The organism is Brunnivagina elsteri CCALA 953 (assembly GCF_002289455.1).
GTDB lineage: Bacteria > Cyanobacteriota > Cyanobacteriia > Cyanobacteriales > Nostocaceae > Brunnivagina > Brunnivagina elsteri.
On sequence record NZ_NTFS01000165.1, the window covers coordinates 1 to 13792 of the forward strand.

General features: G+C 35.0%; 11 protein-coding genes. 10 read left to right on the forward strand and 1 reads right to left on the reverse strand.

Translation table 11 applies throughout. The annotated features are described in order from the left end of the window. Nucleotides 1-561 precede the first annotated feature (561 nt). The 10 genes from CK510_RS15405 (at nt 562) to CK510_RS15450 (ending at nt 12655) form a co-directional block, all read left to right on the forward strand. Complete coding sequence (locus CK510_RS15405; RefSeq protein ID WP_095722542.1) at nt 562-1884, forward strand: glycosyltransferase family 4 protein; 1323 nt, start codon at nt 562-564, stop codon at nt 1882-1884. A gap of 64 nt (nt 1885-1948) precedes the next feature. Further along, complete coding sequence (locus tag CK510_RS15410) at nt 1949-3304, forward strand: oligosaccharide flippase family protein (RefSeq protein WP_095722543.1); 1356 nt, start codon at nt 1949-1951, stop codon at nt 3302-3304. Nucleotides 3305-3385: 81 nt separating this feature from the next. Further along, complete coding sequence (locus CK510_RS15415; RefSeq protein ID WP_095722544.1) at nt 3386-4444, forward strand: FkbM family methyltransferase; 1059 nt, start codon at nt 3386-3388, stop codon at nt 4442-4444. 85 nt (nt 4445-4529) lie between these two features. Continuing rightward, on the forward strand, nt 4530-5813 hold the full coding sequence (locus tag CK510_RS15420; RefSeq protein ID WP_095722545.1) for a glycosyltransferase: 1284 nt from the start codon (nt 4530-4532) through the stop codon (nt 5811-5813). A gap of 219 nt (nt 5814-6032) precedes the next feature. Beyond that, nucleotides 6033-7094 (forward strand): NAD-dependent epimerase/dehydratase family protein, encoded by a 1062-nt coding sequence (locus tag CK510_RS15425; protein ID WP_095722546.1) that lies wholly within the window; start codon nt 6033-6035, stop codon nt 7092-7094. Between the two features lie 58 nt (nt 7095-7152). Continuing rightward, entirely contained in the window at nt 7153-8643 is a 1491-nt protein-coding gene (locus CK510_RS15430) for a hypothetical protein (protein WP_095722547.1), read from the forward strand. A 19-nt stretch (nt 8644-8662) separates the two neighbouring features. Then, a complete protein-coding gene (locus CK510_RS15435; RefSeq protein ID WP_095722548.1) occupies nt 8663-9805 on the forward strand; it encodes a glycosyltransferase family 4 protein in 1143 nt (380 codons plus the stop codon). A gap of 26 nt (nt 9806-9831) precedes the next feature. Beyond that, complete coding sequence (locus CK510_RS15440) at nt 9832-11025, forward strand: glycosyltransferase (RefSeq protein ID WP_095722549.1); 1194 nt, start codon at nt 9832-9834, stop codon at nt 11023-11025. A 48-nt stretch (nt 11026-11073) separates the two neighbouring features. Then, nucleotides 11074-11943, forward strand: a complete 870-nt coding sequence (locus tag CK510_RS15445; RefSeq protein WP_095722550.1) for a glycosyltransferase family 2 protein — start codon at nt 11074-11076, stop codon at nt 11941-11943. Nucleotides 11944-12076: 133 nt separating this feature from the next. Beyond that, a complete protein-coding gene (locus CK510_RS15450; protein WP_095722551.1) occupies nt 12077-12655 on the forward strand; it encodes a WcaF family extracellular polysaccharide biosynthesis acetyltransferase in 579 nt (192 codons plus the stop codon). Here the strand turns inward: CK510_RS15450 and CK510_RS15455 are convergent. Beyond that, the gene (locus tag CK510_RS15455) at nt 12628-13578 is read right to left on the reverse strand and encodes a phytanoyl-CoA dioxygenase family protein (protein ID WP_143289316.1); all 951 of its coding nucleotides are present in this window, start codon (nt 13576-13578) and stop codon (nt 12628-12630) included. The two genes, CK510_RS15450 and CK510_RS15455, sit on opposite strands and share 28 nt — an antisense overlap. Nucleotides 13579-13792: the final 214 nt, after the last annotated feature.

Here is a 13792-nt window from a genome sequence, read left to right on the forward strand (position 1 = left end):
AATTTATGAAGGTTAAGTAAAGTATCTAGGTGTAATTAATATAACCTGCCTTGATGGTTTAGATTTATATACGGAGCCGATTGTTGTAATAATGCTTAAGTAAGTTTCACCTGATTGTGGAATAAAACTTATTTAATATACAAATTTAGGTCTAATCTTCATCAACATATTTACTTAGTAATTAGACCTATAGGGTACAAGGTGCTTTTACCGAGTTAAAGAATTAACAAGTCAACATTCTTGTTATCAAGTAAAAAGAAGTACACATTTTGTCTGAGTGACTTTGCATATTCTTATGAACGTAGAGCGAATAAAATATTGTCAAGTCCCCAGTCGCTAAGTGTAAAATTTAATTTATACCAGATTGCATTGATTAACTAAGTAGTGCTAAACAACTTTGAATTTACTTACTTAGTGTGCTTCCCCAACCAGAGACGTATCTACCACCCTGCCAAGAATCGAATCGTTTGACATCTTTTAGTCAACCGAGAATCTTGTGCCAGCAAATTATGTGCATTTGAACTGCACGGTGACAGAAAAAATCTCAGGAGGATAAATAACTTGGCTTTAAGTGAAGATAGTAAAAGGTTGTACCCAAACGAAGTTACTACGTTTGAGGCAAAGAAAAATCAGAGAGTTGCAAAAACAGAGCAGGCAATAAAATTGTCTGTCGTCACTCAATACTTTCCCCCTGATTATGCTGCAACTGGGCAGTTAGTTGAGGAGTTGGTACGGGAACTTGGGACTTTGGGAGTAGATATTGAAGTTTTCACAGGTCAACCGGGTTATGCCTTTGGGACTACAAATGCACCTGCGGCAGAAAAAAATGGTCGGGTAAAGATTAGGCGATCGCGCACAAGTCAGATGTTCCCCGGAAGGATTCGTGGTAAGGCTTTGAATGGAGTAATGTTCTTTATCCGTTCCTTGTCCCACTTAATTCGCCATCCTCGCAGTCACAATCTATTACTCGTGACAACTGCGCCGCCATTTCTACCACTAATTGGTTATTTAGCACATCTACTTTTGGGCATATCTTATGTTTGCATCCTCTATGATTTGTATCCAGATATTGCCGTAGCACTGAATGTGATTCCCAAACATCACTTCCTAACTCGCTTCTGGATGGATATCAATCGTCGAGTTTGGAAGAATGCTGCACATTTGATTGTATTAAGTCCGGATATGAAGCAGCGTGTTGTGAATAACTGTCCAGAAGTAGCAGATAAGGTTGCAGTCATTCACAGTTGGGCTGACTCTGATTTGATTGTACCGATGCCCAAGAAATATAACTGGTTTGCTTGGAAACATAACTTAGTCGATAAGTTCACTGTTCTGTATTCTGGAAATATGGGTCGTTGTCACGACATGGACACAATTCTGGAAGCAGCAAAAGAACTCCAAGATGAACCCATTCACTTTCTCTTTGTTGGTAGTGGTGCTAAAGGCAAAATACTCAAAGAAGATGTGAAACGGTTAGGATTACATAACATTGAATTCTTACCGTACCAGAACAAAGAAGATTTGCCCTATTCCCTAACAGCTTGCGACGTATCACTTGTAAGTGTAGACCAAGGAATGGAAAGCCTAGTCGCACCAAGTAAAGTATACGGTGCATTGGCTGCTGGACGACCAATGGCAGTAATTTGCCCCCAGCATTCATATTTGCAGGACATGATGGCAGAGATTCACTGCGGTAGTGCCTTCAATAATGGAGATAGTTCTGGACTTGCTGATTTTCTGCGTCACTTGCATCGCGATCAAAAACTTGCGGAGAAAATGGGTAAATCAGCCAGGGAATACATGCGATCGCACTTTACATCGAAGGAGATAGCAAGGCAATATTTGGAAGTGTTGAAAAAGGTCATCTTATCAAAAGTGAGTTGATATCTAAAGGAACGCGCTGCTGGGGAGCAAATGAACAATTAACCGCTATTATTACAGGTTGTCAATGCTCAAAAATGGTCTATACAACATCATTGGTGCTGTCATCCGTGTGGGAATCACATTCCTCACAATTCCTGTAATTATTCGCTTGATGGGGGTTGAGGAATATGGACTTTGGACACTGGTTTCAACAGTAATTGGAATTGTTGGTTTAGCTGAAGGAGGACTTTCAATTTCCACAACTGTATTTTTATCGCGAGACTTGGCAAATGAGGATGTAAAAGCTATCTCCCAGACATTAACCATATCATTTATCGGGATGTTGGTGTTAGCGGATGTGGCAGCTCTGATTTTATGGGTTGGGGCACCAGAAATTATTAAGTTGTTTACCCAACTCAAACGGGAGCAGCTTGCGATCGCATTACCAGCACTCCGATATGGTGGGTTCATAATTTGGGCAAGATTGCTGCAACAAATTTTTATCGCGATCGAACAATCCTATCAGCAGTATGCACTGATGAATTTTTTAAACACGGTGCAAACTGGGTTTACAAATGTGGGAATGATTGCTGTCGCTTGGTTTGGGGGAACCACCTTAGCTTTAATGCAGTGGAATACAGTTGTGGCATTCGCAATGTTGTTTGCTCATGGTTGGGGTGCTTGGCAACTGCTGGCAAAAACTAAACCTCGCTTGATTTGGAGTCATCGCAAAGGACGAGAGTTAATCGAATATAGCTTTATGACATGGCTAACTTCGTTAGGGAGTGCATTATTTCAAGCAGGCGATCGCTTAGTAGTTGGTAGTGTATTAGACACTACATCATTAGGGGCTTATGCTGCAATTACTAGTATTACTAACCAAATCAACCAGCTATCAGCTATGGCAATACAGCCATTGTTACCGCGATTGGGCAGCCTTTTAGAAGGTAAACGTAGAGAACTGATTCAGCAAATAAAACAAGCATTTCAAGTTAATGTTCTCTTGGTAATCGGTTTAGGAGGAGTATTACTGATATTTGCACCAATTATTATTAATATTCTGTTTTCAGATGCTGCAACTCCAGAGTATAAATCAGCATTTCGTTTGGCAACGGTGGTTTATATGTTTTATTCGGTGAATGTAGTCGGTTACTATGCACTGTTGGGTTTAGGATTTGCGAATCTATCGATGCGAATTAACTTGATTGCTGGGGTATTATCCCTAACTTCTATTTTCATCGGAGCGCATTTCTGGGGTTTACAAGGTGCGATCGCAGGTAATTTTGGATATGCAACGACTTTAGCTTTTGTGTTTGTAGCGATGAAACAGCTCAATATTCAAGTTAAGGAATGGATGGGTTGGTTACAACCATCAGAGATTTTATTATTACCTAGATTATTATTTTCCAAATTTATATTGATGACTGCTAAGTCTAAATAATCAATTGCTAATTACTTGTATAACTTGGGAATTAGCAATCATCAAGTTTAAGAGTTGAATAGATGTGGGGGAAGTTGAAAGATGAAAAATATTCTGAAAATCATTGAGGATAAATTTAGTCAAGCCTATATTCAAGCTGGTTATCCATTACTACCGATTACTAAGTTTATTCGCGAACCAATGCGATGGTATTTTCATCTTTCTCCTTTGCTTAGACATGATACTAAAATTTATTTAAAGCCTTATCTTCTGGAACGTTTACATTCTCTATTAGTCAAGGAACATCCTCAAGATTTTTTCATTTATCATCAGCAAATCAAGTTTCGTTCGTTTGGCAGCATCATGTCGATTCAAGCATATTACATTGGAGAATTAGAATATCATCTAGTTCAATATGTACAAGAACAAATTTGTCCTAATTTTGTCATGCTAGATATTGGCGCGCATCATGGAGCATATAGTTTAATCGCGGCTTTTGAGTTAAAAAAACGTGGCTATAAAGGTGTGATTCATAGCTTTGAGCCAGACCCAAATAATTTTTCACTTCTTCAATACAATATCAAACAAAATGAATTAGAAGATTATATTGTTTTACATAATTGTGCAGTTGGTAGTCATAATTGCCAAGAAAAATTAGTTATCTATCCAGATAATAGTGGTAATTTTCTTGCATCTAATCCTGATACCATCGACTCTATAGAGAAAGAGGAGAATAGCATTGAAGTTGAAGTTATCAAGCTTGATGACTATCTGATAAATTTATCTACAGTAACCTTAATTAAAATGGATATTCAAGGTGCTGAACCTTTAGCGCTTTTAGGTGCTAAAGAATTAATCAAACAGTATCAACCAATTATTGTGACTGAAGCAATGCAGCATTTACAATCTACAGAAGAAGTTAAAAATATTTTGCTGCATCAATATAGTTATACCATTTGTGGAGTTAAGACAAATGGAGAATTAAGTCCGCTTGATAGTCCAGAAATATTTGTATCTTGGGATTGGGTGGCATTACCACAAAAAACAAATGTAATTAGTAGTTTGCAACAGCTTGAGTCCTCGAAACAAGGCAAAATTAAAAAGAATTTAGCAAAGAAAAAATCTTTTGGTCTTTCATCCAAACGGTCTGTGGGTAAATAATTTGTGTTCAAACTTAAATCTTCAATAAATAAATTAGATGTCTCTAATTTAAACTACCAACAATCAAACTGATTCAGCTATAAAGATGGAAAATACTACCACAATTGTTCCTATTAATGTTTCTAAGTTATCGCCTCATCCCGAACATCGAATTCTTTTATTTGACCTGATTACAGGTGGACATCATCCTAGCTATATTCGTCATCTAATCGAGTATTGGTGCCACCAAAAATTATCTGGCATTTTAGATATAGTTGTCTCTCCTCAATTTTTAGAATTGCATCAAGATGTGATTAATATATCATTAGAACTTGGTGAAAATCGAGTTAAATTCATTCCTATATCTCTAGAGGAACTATCTTTATTAGAATCACAAAAATCTTCGATAAAAAAGTTTTTTATCGAGTGGAATATATTTTGTCAATATGCCAAGAAGCAAAGAGCGACTCAGGCAATATTAATGTATATAGACCATCTACAATTACCCCTTGCATTTGGTCAAAAATCACCTTGTCCAGTTGGCGGAATTTACTTTCGTCCCACTTTTCACTATAGCAATTTTGCTAACTTAAAATTGAATCGACAAGAAATATTTCGCCAATGGCGACAAAAACTTGTGTTATTTATAGCTATGCAAAATTCACAACTTAATTATTTATATTGTTTAGATAATTTTGCAGTTGAGCATATCAGTCAGTTGAGCAAAAAAGTAACTGTTTTACCACTAGCTGACCCCGTTGATACCATTGATATTGATACAAGCAAGTATGAAAAATTAAACACGGAGTTGGGAATTGATAAAAGTAAATCTGTATTTTTATTGTTTGGAGTTTTAGACAATCGCAAAGGTATCTATCCCTTACTCGATGCTATCAAACTATTACCTATAGATATCCAAAAAAAAATATGTCTACTATTAGCAGGACCAATTCCCCCATCAGAAAGAGAAGAAATAGAAAAGCGCATCTTATTACTTTCTCAAAATTCACCTATCCAAATTATTCTCAAGAATAAATGTATTCCTAGTAAAGAGGTTGGTAATTATTTTGAACTCGCCGATTTTGTCCTAGTTCCCTATCAAAAACATGTAGGAATGAGCAGTGTCATCGTCCATGCAGCAGCAGCACAAAAGCCAGTATTAACATCCAACTATGGTTTATTAGGTCAGTTAGTACAAGAACATCAACTAGGATTGACATTCGATTCAACATCTCCTGCGGAAATTGCCCAGAGCATTCAAAAAGTATTTGCTATACCCGGTGAAGAAATTGCTAATTTAGAAGCAATGTACAAATTTGCTTCACAAAATTCTAGCCAAAAATTTGCCCATCAAATTTTTCATGATATCTATAAATTATCAGCATCTTAATAAATAGTCGGACAAAATTAATTACACAAAAATCTGGACTTAAATCCTTAGCTGGCAACAGATTGATAAATAACTAATATGTAATTAATTCTGTCCAGTTACTTAAGTTATAGATTACTTTTAGCTCATTGAAAATCTCAACAGCAAAATATTTTTATCATTTTGCTTGTAGCGCCAAAACTTCGATTAATTGACATTATTATCTAAAGGAATAAACCAATGTCTACTGTTTTAGTTACTGGTTCGGCTGGCTTAATTGGTTCAGAATCTGTCAAGTTTTTTGCCCATCTTGGTTTTAATGTCGTTGGTATTGATAACGACATGCGTGCATACTTTTTCGGAGAGTCTGCATCGACAACATGGAACCGAGACTTATTGAAAGATGCTCTGGGAGAAAAATATCAACACTATAACGTTGATATTCGCGATCGCAAAGAGGTGGAGAGCATCTTTAAGGAATACTCTTCAGATATTTCTCTGATTATTCATACTGCGGCTCAACCATCCCATGATTGGGCAGCTAATGACCCCCATGTGGATTTTTCTGTGAATGCTAATGGTACTCTCGTTTTATTAGAAGCTACTCGTCAATATTGTCCAAATGCAGTTTTTATCTTTACTTCGACCAATAAAGTTTATGGAGATACACCCAATTATTTACCGTTAGAAGAATTAGAAACTCGTTGGGAAATTGATGCAAATCACCATTATACAATTGGTATTGATGAATCAATGACTATCGATAACTCTAAGCATTCTTTGTTTGGTGTATCTAAAGTTGCCGCAGACGTATTAGTGCAAGAATATGGTAGATATTTTGATATGAAAACCGCCAGTTTTAGAGGTGGTTGTTTAACAGGACCAGCACATTCAGGAGCCAAGTTACACGGCTTCCTTGCTTATTTGATGAAATGTACTATACTCTCTGAAGCTTATACAATTTATGGATACAAGGGTAAACAAGTTAGAGATAATATTCATAGCTATGACTTAGTAAATGCCTTTTATCAGTTTTATCAAAATCCAAGATGTGGTGAAGTTTATAACATTGGAGGTTCCCGACATAGTAATTGTTCAATGTTGGAAGCTATTCAAATGTGTGAGGAAATTGCAGGTAAAAAATTAGACTATACTTACTCAGAATCAAATCGTTCTGGAGACCACATTTGGTATATATCGAATGTGGACAAATTTAAATCCCATTATCCCAATTGGCAATATAAATATCGGATTCAAGATATTATCTCTGAAATTTACATAGCACAATCATCTAAATATTAATATTACCCTGCAAACTCAAATAGCTCCACTAGCTAAATTATTTTTCCATATTTTAATTATGGTGGAGCTAATTATTAAAATTTTTACTATAGATAATATGAAGATACTTGTTCTGATTGCGATCGCTTGCATCTGTCTCATCTTTGTTGTTCACGACCCTGTACTATTATTTAGTAGCTTTAATAAGAAATACTACTTTACTTTTATTGCGATCGCATTGGAGTTTATCTTTACTTTTTTTTGTTTCATTTATATTATATTAACCTTTTCATTTGCCAAAAAACAAGGATTAGCTAATGAACAAATTATACTATTACCTTCAACGTTAATTCCTGTTCTCATTCTTATCTTGCATTCAATTCCTATTTTTTGGGCAATGACTGATAATAAATTATTGATTGAATTAGCGAATTCTAAATATATCATTCAAACAATTTTTTTGGTTTTAATCTCATTTAGTTTATTATTTAGCGGATTAATTATCGGCAAAAAAAGAATTTTAAATCGTTTAGATAAAAGCTTATATCTAGATAGAAAACTAGATTTTGTCAAACCTAAAACAATTAAACTATATCTTCGCACACTGATTGCATTATCGGCTCTAGTCTTTCCATTTACTATTGGGTTTAGAACCGATATAATTTTTTCAGGGGGCAGACACTATATTATTAATTCAGAATTATTAGTAACTTTAGTACCACTCGCAGGAATTATCGCTTCTATCTGTACCATATTTGCTGGCATTTGTTATGCAAAATCCAACCAATGGATAGTGCTTTTAGTTCCAATTATCGATATCTTGCCCCGGCTAATTTACTTAAGTCGAGGATTTTTCCTACCAATCATTTTGTTTACACTATCTTCCTCATTACTTGGAAAATATTTACCGATTTGGGTATATTTAATAGTAGCGCCAATATTGTTGTTGTTAGGGTCAGCTGCTGTATCATCACGAGGTACTTCATCTGGTGGTTTGACAGGTATTGAATCAGGAATTAGTTCAGTTCAGGGTGATTATTTATCATCATTTAGGGATTTTTTTGAAACAAATTTTAACTTAGGTATTTTAAGTAATGCTGTTGCCTTCCATAACAAAAGTTTATCTGTATATGATGGTTTTGTAAGTTGGTTGTTGACTGTATTACCATTACCTAGCTTCTTAAAATTACCCTCAATTACACCACCCAATGTCCATGAATTATTAGGAATAGGTGGTGTGGGAATTCCGATGCCTGTTATTGGAGAATTATATTTTTGGATGGGTTGGACAGGAACTTTAATATTCTTTTTATTTGGGTGGTGGATAGGTAGATTAGAAGGAAATATTATTTATCAGACGAAAGTTTGTGGTAGTGCTTACTGGACTCATATATTAATTTGGCTTTCGGCACTTTATTGTTTCATATTATCATTTCATAGTGCTAGCCGAGGTTCATCTAGAGTTTTACTTTATGCAGTTGCTTTTATTTGGCTTTTAGAGTTGATAGTCTCGATATTTTTTAGTAAAAATAAATCTGTTGCTTGGATAAAACCAAATACAATTTCTTGATTATTATGGGGAGATTTTTATGTTAGACAAGGGCAAATTAGCAATTTTATTTACCAATTATGGACCTTACCATTTGGCAAGACTGAAATCATCATACGAACTTTTTAAAAACGAAAACTGGGAAATTCAAGCCCTGGAATTATCTCGCACAGAAACTGACTACGGTTGGCAGACAAATTTAGAAAAATTCCAGATACCAATTATTTCAATTTTTGGAAATAGCTGCTATCAAAAAAAGAATAAATTGCATATATTTATGCAAGTACAATCAGTATTGTCCAAATTAAAACCAGATGTATTAGCGATTGCGGGTTATTCTGAAGTTGCAATGGTTTCTGCATTATTGTGGAGTATATCTAATCGCAAAGTATCTATTATTCTTTCAGATTCAAAAGAAGATGATACATCCCGTAATTGCTGGAAAGAATGGATTAAAAAGTTGATGTTAAGAGGTTATCAATCAGCACTTGTTGCTGGTAAACCTCATAAAAAATATTTTATGAAATTAGGAATGAGAGACGATAGTTTATTTTCTGGATATGATGTGGTTGGAAATGATGACTTTCACCCCGATAAAATTAGAACCCTATCTCCACCACATCAAAAACCTTACTTTCTGGCAATTAATCGCTTTATTCCCAAAAAAAATATTTTTAATCTTTTAGATGCTTATGCTAGTTATCGTCAAGTATTAGGTACAAATGCTTGGGACTTAATCTTATGTGGTGATGGGGAATTACGATCGCAGATTGAGAAAAAGATTTTAGAACTAAATCTGAGGGATGTGGTTCACTTACCTGGTTTTCTCCAGCAAAAGCAACTATTACCTTATTTTGCCCATGCTAATTTTTTCATCCAAGCTAGCACTCAAGATCAATGGGGTTTGGTGGTTAATGAAGCAATGGCAGCAGGTTTGCCAGTTCTGGTGTCTAAAAACTGTGGATGTTATGAAGATTTGGTAATTGAGGGTGTGAATGGTTTTGGTTTTTATCCAGAAAATCGAGAAGATTTAACCAGGTTAATGGTGAAAGCTCACTCAGACGAAATTGATATACGCAAAATGGGAGCAGCTTCTTTAGCACATATTCAAAACTTCTCACCAGAGCAGTTTGCTCTGAGTTTGAAAAAGTCAGTTGATTATGCGATCGCAAAAAATTACTAATTTTATCAATATCATAGGGATATTATATGAAGGTTTTAATGCTAATTCCCGCATTGGGAAATGTCTATGGAGGACCATCAAAATGTATTATTGAGTTAGCTGAAGCGATTGGTTCTAAAGGACTCGAAGTTGATATTGTGACGACCAATGCTAATGGGAATGTCAATCTTGATGTTCCCCTAAATATCTGGATTCAAGAACAACATTATCGTATTCAATATTTTCATTATTTAAATTTTATTGATTATAAATTTACCTGGTCTTTAACTCAATGGTTGTTTCAACATGTTCAAGATTATGATTTAGTCCATACAAATGCCATCTTTTCCTATCCGATTCTCCCAGCTGCATGGGCTTGTCAATTTCATCAAGTTCCTTATATTATGACTCCCCACGGGATGTTAGAACCTTGGGCATTAGCTTATAAAGCTTGGAAGAAAAATTTCTACTTTTCCCTAATCGAAAAACCTGCTTTGCAAAATGCTAGCGGAGTTCAAATGCTAGCTTCGACTGAATTTCAGCGCGTTCAAGAATTAGGAATAAATGCTCCTTTATTACTTATTCCTAATGGTATTCACACCCATGATTTTGAAAAGTTACCTAGTGCGGAAATTTTTTATAGTCAATTTCCAGAAACTCGCAATAAAACTCTAATTTTATTTTTAGGTAGAATCGATCCTAAAAAAGGACTTGATTTATTAGCACCTGCATTTGCTCAAGCTCGGAATTTATTTCCTAATTCTCATTTAATTGTTGCCGGGCAAGACAATATTGGCTACTTACCTCAAGTTAAAGAATACTTTAGTAATACATCTTGTTTAGAAGCTGTGACGTTTACAGGAATGCTTACTGGTGAAACTAAATATTCGGCTTTAGCTGCTGCTAATATTTTTGTTGTTCCTTCTTATTCAGAAGGATTTAGCATGTCTGTATTAGAAGGTATGGCATCTGCTTTACCCTGTGTCATTACGACTGGTTGTAATTTTCCAGAAGCTGAAGCTGCTGGTGCTGCTAGTATCGTTGATATTAATGCCAGTAAAATTGCAGATGCTTTGATTGCATATTTACAAAATCTAAAACAAGCACAAGAAACAGGAATACGCGCTCGTCAGTTAGTTTTTCAAAATTATACTTGGGAGAAAATAGCCGATAAAACAATTATCAATTATCAGCGAATTGTTAGAAAGAAATCTCAAAAAGCTTATTCATTATTAAGATAATTTTAGCTGTGGTTTATCAAGTTATAGATACAAATAGGTCATTACTATATGCAACTTTCAGTTATTATTCTCACCTACAACGAATCACTAAATTTACCTAAGTGTTTAGCGAGTTTAAAATCTCTAGATGCCGAAATTTTCGTTGTTGATTCCGGTAGTTCTGACGAAACAGTGGAAATTGCTAATAAAGCAAATTGTCATGTTTCCTATCATCCTTTTGAGAATCAAGCAAAGCAGTTAAATTGGGCATTACAGAATCTACCAATAAAAACTCCTTGGATAATGCGAATTGATGCAGATGAATGCGTGACTCCCGAACTTGCTACAGAATTAAAACAAGTTTTGCCCAAAACATCAACTCAGATTACAGGTTATCAAGTCAAGCGTCGTGTCTTTTTTATGGGACGTTGGATTCGTCATGGTGGCTATTATCCTACCTGGTTACTACGTGTTTGGCGTAATGGTTTGGGAACATGCGAACAACTTTGGATGGACGAACATATTGTTCTTTCAGAAGGAGAAACTGCTAAATTAAAACACGATATTATTGATGAAAATCAAAAAGGATTAAGTTTTTGGACTGATAAACACAATCGATATTCAGAACGCGAACTCAAACAACTATTAACGCAAGAAATCACTTTACAACAAGATACATTATTGGAAACAGATGCCAATTCCCAAGCCAAGCAACGACGCTGGGTGAAGAAAAATCTTTATGGACGCTCTCCGTTATTTTTACGAGCATTTATTTACTTTTTATTACGTTATTTAATTGGTTTAGGTTTTTTAGATGGTATGGAGGGTTTGATTTTTCATTTTCTCCAAGGTTTTTGGTATAGATTTTTGGTTGATGCCAAAATTTATGAGATGGAAAGAAATCAAAAAGTATCCATAATATTGCCAAAGCTTTCGTAAATATCTACTCGCAGAAACTATATCTGTTATTTGAATTTTTGCTGTTAGTAAAAAGTTGTGTGATACCTACGGTAATGTCCGCTAACACAATTAGAATAATCACCTAATTTAAAACGAAACTGACCTAATTTATATGCGTTTAGATAATTATTCTACTGGTACTTATAGCCCTGGGGCACCTCTATGGAAACAACTTCTGTGGTACTTCATTGGTTTACCCCTATTTCAAAGCTATTGGCTACCTATCTCAAGTTTAAAAGTATCTGTTCTTCGAGTCTTTGGTGCAAAAATTGGTCGGGGAGTGCGAATTAAGCCAGGAGTCAGGGTAAAATTTCCTTGGCGGTTGACTGTTGGTGATTATGTCTGGATTGGTGAAAATGCTTGGATTGACAATATTGCTGAGGTGAGTATCGGTAGTCATTCTTGCATCTCTCAAGATGTCTATCTCTGTACTGGCAACCATAACTGGAATCATATCGATTTTCAACTCATACCTGCCCCAATTCATATCCAAGAAAGCGCTTGGATTGCTGCAAGAGCAGCAATTGGACCAGGTGTTACAGTTGGTCGAGGTGCTGTGCTGACATTGGGGGGAGTCACCGGACATTCTTTAGAACCGATGACTGTATATGCGGGAAATCCTGCGAATCCAATCAAAAAACGTAAACTTGACAATAATGTTATCTATTCATCTTCAAAAGAAATAGCTTGAAGCAAACTAGGATTAACATCATTATGCTCTAGATTGTAGTCATGGGTCGCAAATAGCAACTGTAACATCAAGCGAGGTTGATTAATCGGACGTACTCCTTGGTGAGATGCGAATGTATCTTCAACAAATCCCCACCCTGCTGGGGCACAAATTTTAATAATATTATCTTGACCATAATAATTAATTAAATGTTGCTCGCTGGTTCGTCCCCTTAAGAATTGGTCAATGAGTGTTTTATTTTTGTGACTACCACGAACATAAACATGTGGACCACTATTTAAATTTACATCTGTTAAATAAAAGAAAAATTTTATAAAATTATAACCATCCAGGTCATAGTGATAAGATGATTCGCTGACGGAGTATTGCTCAAATTGGAAATTAACAGGAAAATTCCATACCAGTGCAGTTCCTATATGTAATGATTTTGTTCTCAGATATCTAGCAGCAATTTCTATTAATAATGAGTCATTTTCTAATTCTTTGATACCTGGACATTCTTGAGTGAGATTATAGTATCTAGCAGTCAGAAATTTACGTTTGTAATATTGCTCTGCTTTTTCCAGTTGATGAAACTTAAAGCCGAATTTATATTTATTCTCACCATAGCAATTTGTCGTGAGTGCAAATTCTAAAATATCTTTGACCATATATTCAGGTAAATTAAGACCTTGAAATATCCCCTCTCCGTCTAGACTTTTGATAATCTCTTCAACTCTAATCTCTAGAAATATATGAGATTTTTGTGATTCCAGTTTTTCTAAAAATTCTGAAAATTCCAATTTATGTCTTTGAATAAGATACTTTTTTATAGCATTACGAATAATATGAAAACGACCAATGTTTCTCATTAATAGCCATTCTGGATTCTCAATGAGTCTTGTAACGTTATAAAGTAAGTTTCTATAGATTTTGCCAGTCATTGTCAAGAGAAGATATTTCATTTGATACCTAATTATTTATTGTGCAGAGATATTTTTCAGTTTCAAAAAACTAATTCAGCTGATTATTTGCATGAGATGCACTAGTAAAATCATGTGGAGAACATAAAAGTCACATCATCCTAACTATTACATACATTGAAAATGCTAATGGTTCAGGATTTTATTTATGAGGAAGAAAATGATTATATAAAAA